Source organism: Aquiflexum sp., from assembly GCF_977115555.1.
On sequence record NZ_CDSBKL010000062.1, the window covers coordinates 1 to 15,603 of the forward strand.

At 42.3% G+C, this 15,603-nt stretch carries 16 protein-coding genes and 1 tRNA gene; 13 read left to right on the plus strand and 4 right to left on the minus strand.

The window, feature by feature from the left end; translation table 11 throughout:
• Nucleotides 1-2 precede the first annotated feature (2 nt).
• The 3 genes from ACZFYI_RS06005 to ACZFYI_RS06015 all read right to left on the minus strand — a co-directional run bounded on the left by ACZFYI_RS06005 (nt 3) and on the right by ACZFYI_RS06015 (nt 1,230).
• Nucleotides 3-86 (minus strand) — tRNA-Leu (locus ACZFYI_RS06005).
• Nucleotides 87-158: 72 nt separating this feature from the next.
• Nucleotides 159-455, minus strand: coding sequence for a putative quinol monooxygenase (locus tag ACZFYI_RS06010; protein ID WP_462523215.1), 297 nt, complete (start codon nt 453-455; stop codon nt 159-161).
• Between the two features lies 1 nt (nt 456).
• Nucleotides 457-1,230 carry an SAM hydrolase/SAM-dependent halogenase family protein gene (locus tag ACZFYI_RS06015; protein ID WP_462523216.1) on the minus strand — a complete coding sequence of 258 codons (774 nt, stop codon included), beginning with the start codon at nt 1,228-1,230 and terminating at the stop codon, nt 457-459.
• Nucleotides 1,231-1,333: 103 nt separating this feature from the next.
• Here ACZFYI_RS06015 and ACZFYI_RS06020 point away from each other — a divergent pair, with 103 nt between their 5' ends.
• From ACZFYI_RS06020 to ACZFYI_RS06080, 13 genes are all read left to right on the plus strand, one after another.
• Nucleotides 1,334-2,335, plus strand: coding sequence for a PhoH family protein (locus ACZFYI_RS06020; protein WP_462523217.1), 1,002 nt, complete (start codon nt 1,334-1,336; stop codon nt 2,333-2,335).
• On the plus strand, nt 2,280-2,729 hold the full coding sequence (locus tag ACZFYI_RS06025; protein ID WP_462523218.1) for a GNAT family N-acetyltransferase: 450 nt from the start codon (nt 2,280-2,282) through the stop codon (nt 2,727-2,729). Before ACZFYI_RS06020 ends, ACZFYI_RS06025 begins: the two co-directional genes overlap by 56 nt.
• A 41-nt stretch (nt 2,730-2,770) precedes the next feature.
• The gene (locus ACZFYI_RS06030; RefSeq protein WP_462523219.1) at nt 2,771-3,307 is read left to right on the plus strand and encodes a DUF3575 domain-containing protein; all 537 of its coding nucleotides are present in this window, start codon (nt 2,771-2,773) and stop codon (nt 3,305-3,307) included.
• An 88-nt stretch (nt 3,308-3,395) separates the two neighbouring features.
• The gene (locus tag ACZFYI_RS06035) at nt 3,396-5,363 is read left to right on the plus strand and encodes a ComEC/Rec2 family competence protein (protein WP_462523220.1); all 1,968 of its coding nucleotides are present in this window, start codon (nt 3,396-3,398) and stop codon (nt 5,361-5,363) included.
• Nucleotides 5,364-5,433: 70 nt separating this feature from the next.
• Nucleotides 5,434-6,213, plus strand: coding sequence for an enoyl-CoA hydratase/isomerase family protein (locus ACZFYI_RS06040; RefSeq protein WP_462523229.1), 780 nt, complete (start codon nt 5,434-5,436; stop codon nt 6,211-6,213).
• Nucleotide 6,214: 1 nt separating this feature from the next.
• On the plus strand, nt 6,215-8,125 hold the full coding sequence (locus ACZFYI_RS06045) for a RecQ family ATP-dependent DNA helicase (protein ID WP_462523221.1): 1,911 nt from the start codon (nt 6,215-6,217) through the stop codon (nt 8,123-8,125).
• A complete protein-coding gene (locus ACZFYI_RS06050) occupies nt 8,125-8,718 on the plus strand; it encodes a hypothetical protein (RefSeq protein WP_462523222.1) in 594 nt (197 codons plus the stop codon). Before ACZFYI_RS06045 ends, ACZFYI_RS06050 begins: the two co-directional genes overlap by 1 nt.
• Nucleotide 8,719: 1 nt before the next feature.
• Nucleotides 8,720-9,271: an NUDIX hydrolase gene (locus ACZFYI_RS06055; protein ID WP_462523223.1), complete on the plus strand. Its 552-nt coding sequence runs from the start codon at nt 8,720-8,722 to the stop codon at nt 9,269-9,271.
• Between the two features lie 20 nt (nt 9,272-9,291).
• Entirely contained in the window at nt 9,292-9,741 is a 450-nt protein-coding gene (locus ACZFYI_RS06060; RefSeq protein ID WP_462523224.1) for an acyl-CoA thioesterase, read from the plus strand.
• Between the two features lie 30 nt (nt 9,742-9,771).
• Nucleotides 9,772-10,482, plus strand: a complete 711-nt coding sequence (locus ACZFYI_RS06065; RefSeq protein ID WP_462523225.1) for a tetratricopeptide repeat protein — start codon at nt 9,772-9,774, stop codon at nt 10,480-10,482.
• Nucleotides 10,482-11,444, plus strand: a complete 963-nt coding sequence (locus ACZFYI_RS06070; protein ID WP_462523226.1) for an L-threonylcarbamoyladenylate synthase — start codon at nt 10,482-10,484, stop codon at nt 11,442-11,444. Before ACZFYI_RS06065 ends, ACZFYI_RS06070 begins: the two co-directional genes overlap by 1 nt.
• A gap of 192 nt (nt 11,445-11,636) precedes the next feature.
• The gene (locus ACZFYI_RS06075) at nt 11,637-12,836 is read left to right on the plus strand and encodes a phosphoglycerate kinase (RefSeq protein WP_462523227.1); all 1,200 of its coding nucleotides are present in this window, start codon (nt 11,637-11,639) and stop codon (nt 12,834-12,836) included.
• A 166-nt stretch (nt 12,837-13,002) separates the two neighbouring features.
• Nucleotides 13,003-13,236 carry a hypothetical protein gene (locus ACZFYI_RS06080; protein ID WP_462523228.1) on the plus strand — a complete coding sequence of 78 codons (234 nt, stop codon included), beginning with the start codon at nt 13,003-13,005 and terminating at the stop codon, nt 13,234-13,236.
• 18 nt (nt 13,237-13,254) lie between these two features.
• Here the strand turns inward: ACZFYI_RS06080 and ACZFYI_RS06085 are convergent, their stop codons facing one another.
• Nucleotides 13,255-15,594 (minus strand): glycoside hydrolase family 3 protein, encoded by a 2,340-nt coding sequence (locus tag ACZFYI_RS06085; protein WP_462523230.1) that lies wholly within the window; start codon nt 15,592-15,594, stop codon nt 13,255-13,257.
• Nucleotides 15,595-15,603 lie beyond the last annotated feature (9 nt).

Consider the following 15,603-nt stretch of genomic DNA (forward strand, 5'->3'; position numbering starts at 1 on the left):
TGTACCCAGAGCCGGAGTCGAACCGGCACGAGTGTAACCTCATTGGTGTTTGAGACCAACGCGTCTACCAATTCCGCCATCTGGGCATTATAATCTAATCCGTCCCTTGCTGAACGGGATGCAAATATGAGTAAAGATTTTTTTTCCTGCAAGACCTTTCAGGGCAGTTCTTGGATTTTTTTGGAACTGAATGCGATTGGTTTTTCTGCAAAAAGGGTTTTGGTAAATGACCAAACAGATTTAAACAGCTCGGAATCACGGTATTGATTGAGCGCGGTTTCATTTTCCCAAATGCTGTAAGTCAAAAAAATATTTTTGTGGTTTTCGTCCTGCCATAATTCCAAATGGCTGCAACCGGGGAAATTTCTGATTTTTTCCTTGTTGGCATCAAAATTTTCCAAAAATGCAGCTACAGCTTCTTTTCTGAAGGTCATTCTCACCACTCGGATCAACATATCATTCTATTTCAAAATTGATAAAAACAGGACTGTCATGCCTCAATCCCAACAAGTCAGCTCCATGTCCGTGGTTGATACCGATTTCCAACATGTCTATGCTGTTGAAAAACGCAAAGCAATCTCCAGCCTCCACATTGTCATAGGTTTTGTTGAGTCTGTTGATTCTTTCCCTTCCAAATTCCACATTGTATTTACCTGGATTGAGTTTATCAAAAACCTCCTTGGGAATATTTGTGATCAGGTTGCCATAGCTGTCTATGCGGATGACGTGGCCTATGATCTGTTTTTTGGTGGCTTTGAATTGCCTTGGAATCATCTTTTTGATCTGCATCAAAGGCCCGCCAAAATCATGGATGGCGGCACCTGAAGCCACTTTGGCAGCAATTGGAGCGAGAATATCTTTTACCGGGAAAGTACTTTCTTTGACATGTACCTCGGAAAAAAGGACAACAATCCCCGGATCATAATCTGATAAAAGACTCAGTACCCCGTTGTTTGGTCCCAAGAAAATATGTTCTTCCAGCTTGATACCGATATAGCCTTCGGTGCTGTTGCTCGTGCTGTTCATGGCGACCAAATGAACGGTTCCTTTTGGGAAATCCCTGTATATCGCTTTCAGGACAAAGGCAGCATGGGCTATGTCATAGATGTCAATTTTGTGGGTTATATCGACGATGTTTAATTGTGGGTTGATAGATAACATTTTGGCCTTCACTGCCGGCACATAGTAGTCAGCGTCTCCAAAATCTGAGGTGAATGTTATCAATGCCATCGAAGCAAGTCAGTTAAAATTTTGTACTTTTGTAGTGGTGTGAACAAAATTAGGAATTTTATGCTTACACCCTCTATAGACTTCACAATTCAAGGAAATTAGATTGGTAGAAAAAATAATCACCCTGGAAAACATCCCGCTACTGGACTTTTTAGGCTCAGAAAACGAGAACATCCGTCGCATTGCTGATGCTTTTCCCGAAAGCAAAATAGTTTCCCGCGGCAATGAAATCCGTATTCAAGGCCGTGCCCCAGAAATCCTCAGAATCAATGATGTGATCAATATGCTCTTGCAGCATTTTCACAGATTCGGTCATGTGACTCCTGACAATGTCAAGGAATATATTGCTTTGGAAGGACAGCCTTTTACCGAAAATGAGAATAATGACGTCATCCTCTATGGCAACAAAGGTCTAGTCGTCAAACCAAAGTCTCCCAATCAACGCAAACTTGTCGAGTCAGCTTACAAGAATGACCTGGTATTTGCCTTGGGCCCGGCAGGTACAGGCAAAACTTACATTGCTGTGGCACTTGCGGTCAGGGCATTGAAAAACAGGGAAGTCAAAAGAATCATCATCACCCGTCCTGCTGTGGAAGCGGGTGAAAATCTCGGCTTTCTTCCAGGGGATTTGCAGGAAAAACTGGATCCATACCTGAGACCGATTTATGATGCATTGGCGGACATGGTTCCTGCCGAAAAACTTAAATATTACCAAGAAACCAGGGTGATCGAAATCGCACCTTTGGCATATATGAGAGGAAGGACGCTGCATGATGCCTTTGTCTTGTTGGACGAAGCACAAAATACCACAAGTGAGCAGATCAAAATGTTCCTGACACGTATGGGACCTAATTCAAAGGTTATCATCACCGGTGACCAAACTCAAGTAGATCTGCCCACCAAAAAGAAATCCGGATTGTCGGAGGCTTTGCATATCCTGAAAGATGTCAAAGGAATCGGAGTGGTAAGCCTTAGCGGCAAAGACGTCATCAGACATAAATTAGTCAAATCGATCATAGAAGCATACGAAAAAGATGAATCCCAAAAAGATGAAAGAAGAGAAGCCTATCTCCGTAGAAAAAGTACTGACGAAGGAACAGCTTGATACGGTTTTTTCCATCAGGGAAGAAGTTTTTGTCATCGAACAGGAAGTAGATCCATCAGAAGAATACGACGAGTTCGAGGATATTTCCATCCACTTTTTGGCGAAATTGAGTGGTCAGCCTGCAGGAACTGCAAGGTGGAGATTCACTGAAAAAGGTGTAAAATTAGAGCGTTTCGCGGTTTTGAAACCCATGAGGGGAAAAGGTGTCGGTTATGCTTTGGTAAATGCTGTCGTAGAGGATATCAAAAGCCATCATGATTCCAAAGGCAAAAAACTATATTTACATGCCCAATTGGATGCCATGCCTCTCTATGCAAAATTTGGTTTCCAAAAAGTTGGCGACATGTTCGAAGAGTGCAATATCAAACATTTTAAAATGGAATTATATTTGTGATATCCGGAAGGATCGATTTACCATAAACCAACTTTATTGATATGAAAAAATCATTGTTTGCCCTTGCCTGCATTTCCTTAATTTCCTTTGGTTCATACTCCCAATCGCTTGAAGATCCTAAAGGTGAAATCAGGCTCAACTTCTTGAATACCATTATCTTGGGATCAGTGGAAATCGGGTATGAAAGTTTCTTCAAACCAGATCAATCCCTTGGTATTGAGTTGCATTTAAACGACCGCTTCAGCTACAGAGGCCAAAATGATTCAAGGGAATTTAATACTACATCTATTTTGGTGTCTTACAATTTTTACTTTGCTGGAGATGGAAATGGTAAAATCTATGTCTCTCCATTTTTGAAATATAGGTTCGGTGAATTTGTCGAAACTGCGAGCAATACCACCACAGTCACCAGCATGAACAGTGGAGCTATTGGCCTGATGGCGGGCTATAGGTGGAATTTCAACAATTTTGCTTTTGGTCCATTTGGATCTGTCAATAGACAATTTTCCCAAGAAGTACAAAATAGGTTCTCAGCAATAGAGTTGAATGCCGGTTTCAATGTAGGGTACCGTTTCTAAAAAAATAAACGTTTAATTTAGGGTGAAAGGGATCAGTGATGATCCCTTTTTCTTTTTTTGTATTTAAATTCCCTGAAACAATTTATCCATGCGTTTTTCGGAATTTCCTTTTTTGCGTTATGCCAGTTTCTTCATCTTGGGGATAGTGGTTTATCCGATATTTGGCAAAGTTTTGGGGAGTGCATTTTTGGCAGTTTCGCTTGCCTCATTCCTGATTTACCTGCTGTTGGTTTTCATTAATGGATACCAAAAAAGGTTCAGGTTTAAAGTCTTTTTGCCCTTGTTTGCATACGTTCAATTGGTGTTGGCCGGATATTTTTTCATTTACCAAAAAGACATACGAAATCATCCTGACAATCTGGTGAATGCTTCTAAAGAAATCAAAGCATACCTCGCCACCGTAATCAGCCATGATGAACCCAAATCCAATTCGATTGCCAATAGGGTGAATGTCAAAAAAGTGTTTGACGGATCAGTTTGGGATGAAATGGAAGGGGAAGTCTTGATTTATCATCGGTCAAAGGAAGGTCTTTCTTCTGGAGATTTGATATTGGTATCAGGTAGCCCTCAGCAAATTAAGGGACCAACAAACCCTTTCGAATTTGATTACCGCAAATTCATGCTGAACCAACAGATTTCCCATCAGCATTTTATCGGAGACAGATTCGAAAAATTGGGAAATCTTGCAGAGAACCCTGTTGAGACATTTTTTATCCATGTCAGGTCAGAAATTCTGGCGGGATTGGACAGCCTTATCTATGATTCAAATGCCAATCAGATTGCCAAAGCTATTTTGCTCGGACAAAAGAAAAACCTTGATAAGGAAGTATCTGAGGCCTATGTCACTGCCGGGGCCATGCATATTCTGGCTGTTTCAGGATTGCATGTCGGGATTGTGTATGGGTTCTTTTTTCTGTTTATCAAACCCTATCGACTCAAGGTAAGAAAAAGGGTCGTCTACCTAAGCGTGATTATTTTATTGATTTGGGGATATGCTTTGTTGACAGGAATGTCCCCTTCGGTAATGCGTGCGGCGACAATGTTTTCGCTGATGGCTTTGGCACAAATGAAATCCCGAAATCCTTCAATTTTCAATGCCATCGCATTATCAGCAGTGATTTTGTTGTTGTATGATCCTTTCCTGATTTATGCTGTTGGCTTTCAGCTTTCGTATCTGGCGCTGACCGGTATTTTGGTGATTCAGCCTTTTTTGGTCAAGCTTTGGAGTCCGACAAATAAGGTCGTAGACTACATCTGGCAGATCACTACTGTGAGTTTTGCTGCCCAAATAGCCACTTTCCCCATCTCCGCTTACTACTTTCATGTTTTCCCGACATACTTTGCGGTTGCCAATCTTGTGGCCATTCCTGGGGCGTTTTTGATGATGGCTTTTGGCGTACCTCTCATGCTTTTGATCAAGGTTCCATATGTATCATTGGCCTTGGCCTGGGCTACCGAAAAACTGATTATTACGGTCAATGCCATGATTTTTTGGTTTCAGGAATTGCCGGGCTCAAGGATTTCAGATATTTATTTATCTCCTGCTTTCATTTGGGTTTATTGGGTGGTTTTGGCGGTGTTTATTCTGCTATGGATCTTCCCGGGCAGAAAATTGGCCTTTACTTTTTTGGCTTTGTTGGGACTTGTTGGGCTTTTTCGATTGGTATCCGCATTTCTTCCCTACCAAAAAAATGAAATCCTATTCTATACTGCAGGGGACGGATTTGCGGTGGATTACCAAATTGGGACTATGCTTTATTGGTATGACCAAGCTTCGCGCCAAGATATAAGCTACAAAGTTTTGCCAAACAGAAATGCCTCTCTAGCAAAGTCAAGATTTCCATTATTGGCTTTCGATTCAAATGGCAGGGTTGAAATACCGTTCCCAGGAAAAACGGAGAGCTTGATCATTCAAAAGAATTTTGTCCATTTACCTGAAGGAATGGATGATTTTTCTATGTTTAAATGGGAAGAAAACAAGTGGAATATATTGTCCAAAACAGATTCTATTCCGTTTGGCGATCATTCATACAAAATAATAATTAACCAACCTTAACCTTGGAAGAGCAAAAGGAGTCGGTTATCTTTCAATGATCGATTTAATTCCGGCAAACCAATTTCTCAACATCATGGACCAACCCATACTGACCCTCATCAAAGACAGGATAGGATACATCATCCTCAACAGGCCCGAAAAAAGAAACGCTCTCAACGGAGAGATGATTGCTTTTCTCTATTCTGCCCTGACTGATTTTGAAAGGGACGATACTGTCAAAGTAATTGTCATCAAGGCTGAAGGAAAAGTCTTTTGCTCAGGTGCAGATTTGGCAGCACTTCATGCGATGCAGTTCAATTCTTTTGAAGAAAACCTGATGGACAGCCATGGGCTCAAAGACCTTTTCAATAAGATGTATACCTATCCCAAAGTGATTATCGCACAGATACAGGGTCATGCCTTGGCAGGAGGATGTGGATTGGCAAGTATCTGTGATTTTTCATTTGCGGCTTCTGAAGCCAAATTTGGTTATACAGAAGTCAAAATCGGATTTATCCCTGCCATTGTCATGGTCTTTCTGCTTCGCAAAATAGGAGAAGGAAAAGCAAAACAGTTGCTTTTGGAAGGAGACTTGATATCGGCTACCTATGCACAATCGATGGGGCTGATCAATAGGGTAGTGGAAGCAATAGAATTGGAAGAAAAAGTTTTCGGTTTTGCACAAAAACTGATCGAGCAAAACTCAGGCGAAGCCATGTCACTTACCAAAGAAATGATCGGAAGGGTTCAGGAAAGAAGTTTGGACGAGGCTTTGGAATACGCTGCATCCATGAATGCCAAAGCACGGGGAACTGAAGATTGCAAAAAGGGAGTTGCTGCATTTTTAAACAAAGAGCAAATCAAGTGGTAAATTGAGAGAAAAAGCTTTCCATATCCTAAGTGCGGTTTTTGGATACAGTGACTTCCGGCCTGTTCAGTTAGACATCGTGCTTTCTGTTTTGGAAGGAAAGGATACGCTTGCTTTGTTACCTACAGGAGGAGGGAAGTCCATCTGTTTTCAGGTACCGGCATTGACGATGGATGGGATTTGCGTCGTGGTCAGTCCATTGATTGCGCTGATGAAAGATCAGGTAGATAATCTCCGGAAAAAAGGAGTTTTGGCTGCAGCCATCTATTCTGGAATGGGCAAAAGGGAGATTGACACCATTTTGGACAACTGTATTTACGGGAATTACAAATTCCTTTATGTTTCTCCGGAGCGGCTCAAAACTGAGATTTTTATCGAGCGCTTCAAGAAAATGAAAATCAACCTTATCGCTGTGGATGAAGCGCACTGCATTTCCCAATGGGGATATGATTTTAGGCCCCCCTATCTGGAGATTGCGCTGATCCGTGAGTTTCACCCCAATGTGCCCTGTTTGGCATTGACTGCGTCTGCTACTTTGAAAGTGAAGGCAGACATCATGGAGAAGCTTCAGCTCAAAAACCCCGCTGTTTTTGTCCGCTCTTTTTCCCGAAAAAACCTGAGTTATTCCGTGAGAATGGTTGAAAACAAGCTAGAGAAAGCAATTGATATTTTGAATAAAGTACCGGGTTCGGCCATCATCTACGTCAGAAACCGAAAAGGCACCAAGGATATCGCCAATGTGCTCCTTCAGATGGGTATTTCAGCAAGTTTTTACCATGCCGGTTTGGACAATGAGACTAGGGAAAAGCGGCAAAATGAGTGGAAACAAAACCGCATCCGGGTCATCGTCGCCACCAATGCCTTTGGGATGGGGATAGACAAACCTGATGTCAGGTCAGTGATACACACTGATCTTCCCGAAAACCTCGAAAACTACTACCAAGAAGCAGGTCGCGCAGGTCGGGATGAACACAAAGCCTACGGGGTGTTGCTGACCAATGAGCAGGACATGATGGTCTTGGAGGAAAGGGCGGCTATGGCCTATCCGCCGATTGATTTCTTGAAAAAAGTTTACCAAAGTCTGGCAAACCAATACAGGATTGCGGTGGGGAGTGGATTTATGGTCAGCTACGATTTTGACATGTCTTCATTTACCTCGACATACGGATTAGAAATCCTGCCGACTTACAATGCCCTGAAGGTTTTGCAGGAGGAGGGTTTTTTGGAGTTGAATGAAGGTTTCTATTCTCCCTCGACCATCCGCTTTTTAGTGGACCAAAGCAAACTTTATGAATTCCAGATTGCCAATGCCAAATTGGACCCGTTGATCAAGATATTGATGCGGACTTATGGGGGTGAGCTTTTTGTGGAATACCTCAAAATCCAAGAGTCTAAAGTGGCTAAAAGCGCCAAAATGGAAGAATCTGAACTGATCAAGCAGCTAGAGTACCTGGATCAGGTTGGGGTTTTGGCTTATAATCCAAGAAAGGACAAACCCCAAATCACTTTTCTGACTGCCAGATTTGATGCTGGGAAGCTTCCATTGAATACCAAAAGAATTGAGGAAAGGAGACAGAATGCCATTTCCAAAGCCAAGTCCATGGTTGGCTATATCAGGAATGTTACCCTCTGCCGGGCAAATCAGATATCCTCGTATTTTGGTGAAGAAAGCGATGATTTTTGTGGGATTTGTGATGTGTGTCTGGAAAACAGAAAACACCATGATACCGAAGCCGAAAGGCTCAGGAAAAAGATTATTCAAACTTTAAGCAGCGGGATCTTGTTTTCTCTTCATAATCTCCAGGATATTTCCGGGCTAAAGAATGATCCCTTTACCGTCAGGATGTTGAGAGAACTCGAAGAAGAAGGATTGATCATGACAGAACCAAACGGCACCTATAAAATCAAACACTGATGGCTTCATTTATTGATGATATTTTGGGGAAGTTGTTTCCGAAAAAATCAGCACCCATGAACGTGAAAGAGAATTTTTCCCAGACTGAAGGGGAAAAGGAAATGGTGAGCAATTGGATGGAATCAGAGGAAGGGATGGCCATCTTGAAGCTTGTCAATAAGAGTTACCACTTCAAAAAATCAGGAATCATCAGTTCTCCGGAAGTACATATCCTGAATTCCCCTTATGCCAACGGGTTTGCAGTTTCTTTTGAAAGCCCTTTGGATGATAAAACTTTTTCCCATCTTTTCTTTGCTTTTGGCAGACGAATGTTAGATTTGGGATATCGTCGTGTAAGTCTGGACAGAAAAATGGAAGAAATTCAGGAAAATGTCAGGACTATTGAAAAACAGTATTTCAAGCCACCCCTGAGTAGCACTGATTTCCCCCAAAAAATTGACCAGATATTTGGTAACGTAAGCATTGAAAAGGTCAATATCAACGATAAACCCAGTTTCCTAAAAGTATTGGTCACGGTCTATTCAGACCATTTGTATGAAGATGCAAAGCCCTTTGACCAGTTTATCGATGATTTATTTCAAACCTACCCTTAGTATGGACAGAAAATCACTTAGAGAAAACCTTGAAAATTACAGAACCCCTTTTGAGGATGAGGCATCTTTTTTGGATGACTTTATTGACTTGACTTTCGATGACAATGCCTATGTCAGGGAAAGGCTGCAGGGCCATTTTACAGGGTCTGCCTGGATTGTCAACAAAAGGCGGACACATACGCTGCTGACACTTCACCGCAAACTTAACAAATGGCTTCAGCTTGGCGGTCATGCCGATGGGCATGAAAACCTGCTGGAAGTAGCCATGGCCGAAGCGCAGGAAGAAAGCGGTTTGACTTCTTTGAGGATTGTGGATTCAAGGATTTTTGACATTGACAGGCACTCGATTCCGCAGAGAGGCGATGTTCCTGAGCATTTTCATTATGATGTAAGATTTTTGTTTGAGGCGGAAATGAACGAACCCCTGCAAATTTCTGAAGAAAGTAAAGACCTCGCATGGATACAGTTTGATGCTGTAGAGGACATAGTAGGCCCTAATCCTTCTATTTTGAGGATGTTGGAAAAAACTTCTAAATCAGAAATTTTGATGTAATCCATCAATCACCAAAAGAAATGAATAAATATAAACCGGAGGATGTACTGTCCTCTTTTTCTTTTTCAGTCCCGATTCAAGTCCGGTTTTCGGATATTGATGGGTACATGCATGTCAACAATGGGATTTATTTCAATTATTTCGAACATGCCCGGGCAGAGTTTTTATTCAGAATTTGCGAATGGGATATTTTTAAAGTTGGAACAGTTGTAGCCAATATCAATATAGATTACCGGACTCCTGTTCATGCCGAGGATAGACCTGAAGCCTATGTCAAATGCACACGGATCGGGAATACCTCATTTGTATTGGAACAGGTATTGATGGGAAAATCAAAAGACAGCGGGATCAAAATCTTTGCCCAGGCTTCTACTACCATGGTTTTTGTGGACATGCAGACAATGCGGCCGGTACCGGTGCCCAAAGACTATGCTGCAAAATTGTTGGGAGAATCTTCCAAAGAGGCATAATTCTTTATCTTTGCACAAAATTTAAATCCAGTGAAAAAAAACATCCTGTGGCTGATAGCCATCATTGCGGTTTGGTCATGCAGTCCTTCCGAGCAAGAGCTTTTTGATGAGGGAATCAAAATGATGGAAACCGAGCAATATGATAAGGCGATTGAATTCTTTGATCGGACTATCGAAAAAAATCCTGAAAATACCTCAGCGCTGAACGCCAAAGGAGTTGCCCTCTTTCAGCAAAGTAAATTCGATGAAGCCATTGTTTCTTTTTCAGCTTCTATAGCAGTAGATTCCACATCGTACAAGCCATTCTTCAACAGGGGAAATGCCTATTTGGAGAAAAAGTCATACAAAGAGGCACTTTTGGATTACAACACCGCCAATGGTCTCGATCCAGAACAAAAGGACATTTACTATAACAGGGGTTTGGCATTGCTTGCTTTGGAGGAATATGAGGACGCCATCTTCGACTTTGATGTGGCGCTTCAGGCAGATCCGAACAATGCATTGGCACAATTCAACAAAGCAAAAGCCCAACTAGGCAACAATGACCCTGTATCAGCGATCAATTCTTTGATCAATACCGTCAACCTAGATAAGCAAAACGGAGCGGCCTATTACCTTTTGGGTGTGACGCAGATGAGTGCTTTTGGTCAAAAAGAAGATGGCTGCGCCAATCTCAAACTTGCATTGAGTTTGGGCTATGTTGAAGCAAAAACCTGGATAGACGATTTCTGCAAGGAGTAATGGCCCAAATCGGTAAGGACATATCGAAAGCGAAAACCTTGCTCGAACAAGGGCAATTGGTCGGAATCCCAACAGAAACGGTTTATGGATTGGCCGGCAATGCCCTCGATCCTGATGCGGTGGCTTTAATTTTCGCTACCAAAAACCGGCCTGATTTTGATCCTTTGATACTGCATACTTCTGCCATGGATAGGGTATTTGATTTTGTCAAAGAAATACCAAAACCATTGGATCTTTTGGCTGCAAAATTTTGGCCCGGTCCTTTGACTTTGCTTTTGCCCAAAAAAGAGGTAGTTCCGGATTTGGTTACAAGTGGATTGGATACCGTTGCTGTAAGGGTTCCGAGTCATCCACTGACCAACAAATTGTTATCTGAATTGGATTTTCCCTTGGCAGCGCCTAGTGCCAATCCATTTGGCTATATCAGCCCGACCAAAGCAAGCCATGTCAATGACCAATTGGGTGAGAAAATAGGGTATATTTTGGATGGTGGAGATTGTGAAGTTGGTTTGGAAAGTACGATAGTGGGCATCGAAGATGGTGAGATTACAGTATATAGATTAGGAGGACTTGACATAAAGGCAATCAAGGATGTCGTTGGAGAAGTGAAAGTGATGACACATTCCAGCTCCAATCCAAAATCTCCGGGGATGTTAAAAAGCCACTATTCACCTACCAAGCCCTTTATCCTTGGAAAATTGGATGACTTGATTTCGGAATATTCCTCTAGGGGGGTTCCTTTCGCAGTTTTATCTTTCTGTAAATCATTTCCATTCCTAGAGCAATCAATACAGATTCAGTTAAGCAAAGGAGGGGATATGAATGAAGCAGCAAAAAATCTATTTGCAGCCATGCGGGCTTTGGATACCATGGATGTTTCCGTAATTTTATCAGAGCTTTTGCCTGAGGAAGGATTGGGTAGGGCTATCAATGACAGACTGCGGAGGGCGGCTGTTCAGTAGGCAGTTTACAGCGGTCAGTGTTCAGTAAACAGTAAAAAACCTGTGTCAGTGGATCAGTTTTCAGTATCAGAATTATAGTTTTCAAAATTTAATGAAAGGTCAAAATCAAGAATTTACTTCCGACTTCCAAACTTCCCACTTCCTACTTCTAACTTTCTTTAATCTTCAAAACCTTTTAAACAACAATAAAAAATGAACAACAGAATCAAAAGTGTGGACAATCTCGATTTTAAGGGTAAAAGGGCCCTTGTCAGGGTAGATTTTAATGTCCCTTTGGATGAGCATCAAAATGTAACAGACGATACGCGAATCAGTGCGGCTATTCCCACGATCGAAAAAATATTGAAAGACGGGGGTTCGGTGATCCTGATGTCACACCTTGGAAGGCCAAAAGATGGGCCTGTAGATAAATATTCTTTGAAACATGTGATCAACAACCTTCAAAAATTATTGGGTCATTCGGTGAAATTTGCTCCGGACTGTATCGGAGAGGAAGCCAAAAACCTTGCGTCTGGATTACAACCCGGTGAAGTCCTTTTGCTCGAAAACCTCAGGTTTTACAAAGAAGAGGAAAAAGGTGATGAGGCCTTTGCCGAAAAACTTTCCAAATTGGGAGATGTTTACGTAAATGATGCCTTTGGAACTGCCCACCGTGCCCATGCTTCCACTGCTGTGATTGCTAAGTTTTTTGATACCAAGGCTGCCGGATATTTGATGATCTCAGAGTTGGACAATTCTGACAAAGTCCTTGAAAATCCTGAGAGGCCATATACTGCCATCATGGGTGGTGCCAAGATTTCTGATAAGATTTTGATCATTGAGAGGCTTTTGGACAAAGTAGACAACCTGATTATCGGCGGTGGGATGTCCTATACTTTCTCCAAAGCCAAGGGAGGAAAAATCGGAGATTCGCTCTGCGAGCCTGACAAGTTGGATTATGTGTTGGAACTGATGAAAAAAGCCGAGCAAAAAGGAGTGAAAATCATCCTTCCCCTCGATACTGTTACTTCCAAGGCTTTTGCCAATGATGCCGAACAAGGATTGGCCAAAGCAGGCGAAATCCCTGACAATTGGATGGGTTTGGACATCGGACCTGAGACTAGAAAATTATTTAGCGATGTGATCAAATCTTCAAAAACTATCCTTTGGAACGGTCCAATGGGGGTTTTTGAAATGAGCAGCTTCCTCAATGGAACTGTATCTGTTGCCCAAGCTATCGCAGATGCCACAGAAGCTGGGGCATTTTCACTGATTGGAGGAGGGGATTCTGCAGCGGCAGTCAACAAATTCGGTTTTGGAGATAAAGTATCATATGTTTCCACAGGAGGTGGAGCATTGTTGGAGCACATGGAAGGCAAGGTATTGCCCGGTGTGGCAGCTTTGATGCCTTGAAAAAGCAAATAGAAAGTAAGTGAAAAGATTACGAAAAAAGGCCGGCAAATGTCGGCCTTTTCTTTTTTTGCTATTGTATCAAAAATGATTCACTAAAGAATAATCCAATCTGATTTGCGTTTTGATGCAAAATTGTAATTTTGAGCCCATTGTTAAATCATCACCCATGAAAAGAATCTTTTTTGCTTCAATCCTATTTTTGACGATGTCTGGCTGTATTTCAGATATTGAAGAAATTACAGGGAATTGTAAAGTCGTCCTCAAAGATGGGACCACCCTTTCTGTCAGTCAGGATATCCGACAGAACACAAGAACGGGAACCATAACCTACCGCGACGAGGAGGGAAATTTAAAGTCGGTATTCAAGGAAGACTACGAAACCTTCAATTGTGGATCTTAATTTTCGATATAAAATTTCTTAATTTTTAAGGTACTTTTCTGTCCTTGAGTCTTTGATTACCCCTTTCCAATTCATTCCAAAAGCAAAGTCATATTTGTTGCCTGTCTCATCCACATGGCATTCCATGTCGTGGGCAACATCTTCAAATTGGCTTTCAACAGTTTCCATATTTGCAGGCATCTGCACAGGCAATAGTCCACTCGGTTCAGCCATACCGGATAGAATTTCCAATATTGCTTGATCCTGTACATTGAAATGCAGGATAATTCCTTGTACTTCTTTTTCAAATTCTGAAAAAACCATTGGGTTGGATGCCGTGATGATAGTCACAACTGGTTTTCCATTCATCGCTTTTTTGGTGTCCAGGATATTTTGGAGTTCTTTCAGATTAGAAGGAGTAATGGTTTTGTCTTTATAAGACCTGTTGGTGACGTCAGGTGCAAGGACTGGATCTCCTGCAGCAAGGCTCTGTTCTCTTGCAGTGGCTGCCGTATAGGGACTGTATTGCAAGCTGATAGGTACATAGCCATTGCCTCCGTTCATCCTGTCTGCAGGGTCATAGCCTGTTCCGGATTCAGGACTATTGACAAATACCAAAGCAAAATCCGCTTCTTCGGGATTTTCGGTGACCTGAAAATATTTCTTGGCAATCTCTAGATTAATGGCGTCTACCCATTTTTCCTCTGATTTGATTCCCCACCAATTGGTAGTGGAAGGAATAAATTTTTTCGGGATATAAACTTTGCTGTTTTTGCCAATAGGCAAGACATTTTCTTTGTTCTTCAACATTACAATTGACTTTACCTGAGCCTGAAATCCCTCTTCCATAAATGTCGGATTGCCTACAGTCGCTTTGGTATGGGCGATTTCGAGGTATGGGTTTTCAAACAAACCTGCCTGAAAAATATTCCTCAACAACCTCACTGCTGACTTTTCAAACCTTGCACGCATCCATTCTTCCCCGTGTTCTTTTACTCCCAATTGGTAGGCTTCCAAGACTGGTTTGATGTCATTGTTGCCACCAAACTGATCTGCCCCCGCCATAATGACCCGGTAGTGTCTTTCGGCAATGCTGGCGGTTTCCATCCCCCAAGGTTTCCCTGCAAATACTTCCACATTTCCTCGTTCATCTCCTGTTACTCCCCAATCGGTACAGACAACTCCTTCATAGCCATATTTTCCTCTCAACAAATCCGTGATGAGGTAATCACTATAGGCATTGGCTACATTTATTCCATTTTTACTGTCCTGTCCATACGAAATGGTATAGTAAGGCATGACTGCCGAGGCGGATTTGGTTTTTCCGTTCAACTTAAAAGCTCCCTCTGTAAAGGGTATCAAATGCTCTTCGAAATTATTTCCCGGGTAGACAGCGAATTTGCCATAAGCAAAATGTCCATCCCTTCCGCCTTCTTCGGGACCACCGCTTGGCCAATGTTTAACCATGGCATTGACACTTAGGAAGCCCCATCCATCAGCGGTTTCAAATTCAGGTGAGGAAGTCTGAAATCCATCCACATACGCTCTTGCCAAATCGGCAGAAAGTCTTGAATCTTCACCAAAAGTGCCTTTGAGCCTGTTCCACCTTGGCTCGGTACCCAAATCAATCTGCGGTGAAAGGGCAGTAGTCAATCCCAAAGCCCGGTATTCTATAGAAGCGACTTCCCCAAACCTTTGCACCAAAGCAGGATCAAAAGTAGCTGCCAAACCAAGGGCTTCCGGCCACATGGAAATCGTACCTCCTGCCCCGGCGTTGTATTCTGTACTCGCGATCGGGCTGTGTCTTGGATCTGAACTGTTATTTGTCGGAATTCCGAAACCCAAACCTTCGACATAAGCTTGGGCATTGTTGTTCCATTGGGCAGCTACTTCAGGGCTTTCTACCCTAGTGATTAGGACATGCCTGAGATTATCTTCTGTCAAAAATTTCTTTTGTTGGTCGGAAAGTGAGGAAGAAGGCATGCCGCTCTCAGGAAATGGTTTCCCTTTGTAAGTACCTGCACCAAATCCCTGCGGGGCCGCTGGGATGGATTGGTGTGAGCTATAAAGCATTAAGCCCGCAATCTGTTCTACGGACATTTGGGAAGCCAAGTCGTTTGCTCTCTCCTCAAAAGAAAGTCTCCAATCTTCGTATTTATCCAGTTTCCCGTTTTTGTTGAGGTCTTTGAATTTTAGTCCTTTTTCTTCCAGAATATTGACCCCGGAAGATTTTGAATAACCGAGTTTTGCACCCTCCGACTGTGTGACAATGGTGATGTTCCCATCTATATATATTTCTTCCACCACATTCTTTTTACAGGAAAAAAACAGTGTGGATACTGTCAAGAAATGAATGATTTTTTTTGGTATATATTTCATGTTCAGCGC

Excerpts from the sequence above, each read along its gene's own strand:
- ACZFYI_RS06080 (WP_462523228.1), top strand. The coding sequence starts at position 13,003 with ATGAAAAGAATCTTTTTTGCTTCAATCCTATTTTTGACGATGTCTGGC.
- ACZFYI_RS06055 (WP_462523223.1), top strand. The coding sequence starts at position 8,720 with ATGGACAGAAAATCACTTAGAGAAAACCTTGAAAATTACAGAACCCCT.
- ACZFYI_RS06085 (WP_462523230.1), bottom strand. The coding sequence starts at position 15,594 with ATGAAATATATACCAAAAAAAATCATTCATTTCTTGACAGTATCCACA.
- ACZFYI_RS06010 (WP_462523215.1), bottom strand. The coding sequence starts at position 455 with ATGTTGATCCGAGTGGTGAGAATGACCTTCAGAAAAGAAGCTGTAGCT.
- ACZFYI_RS06015 (WP_462523216.1), bottom strand. The coding sequence starts at position 1,230 with ATGGCATTGATAACATTCACCTCAGATTTTGGAGACGCTGACTACTAT.
- ACZFYI_RS06060 (WP_462523224.1), top strand. The coding sequence starts at position 9,292 with ATGAATAAATATAAACCGGAGGATGTACTGTCCTCTTTTTCTTTTTCA.
- ACZFYI_RS06035 (WP_462523220.1), top strand. The coding sequence starts at position 3,396 with ATGCGTTTTTCGGAATTTCCTTTTTTGCGTTATGCCAGTTTCTTCATC.
- ACZFYI_RS06025 (WP_462523218.1), top strand. The coding sequence starts at position 2,280 with ATGAAAGAAGAGAAGCCTATCTCCGTAGAAAAAGTACTGACGAAGGAA.
- ACZFYI_RS06075 (WP_462523227.1), top strand. The coding sequence starts at position 11,637 with ATGAACAACAGAATCAAAAGTGTGGACAATCTCGATTTTAAGGGTAAA.
- ACZFYI_RS06070 (WP_462523226.1), top strand. The coding sequence starts at position 10,482 with ATGGCCCAAATCGGTAAGGACATATCGAAAGCGAAAACCTTGCTCGAA.
- ACZFYI_RS06030 (WP_462523219.1), top strand. The coding sequence starts at position 2,771 with ATGAAAAAATCATTGTTTGCCCTTGCCTGCATTTCCTTAATTTCCTTT.
- ACZFYI_RS06050 (WP_462523222.1), top strand. The coding sequence starts at position 8,125 with ATGGCTTCATTTATTGATGATATTTTGGGGAAGTTGTTTCCGAAAAAA.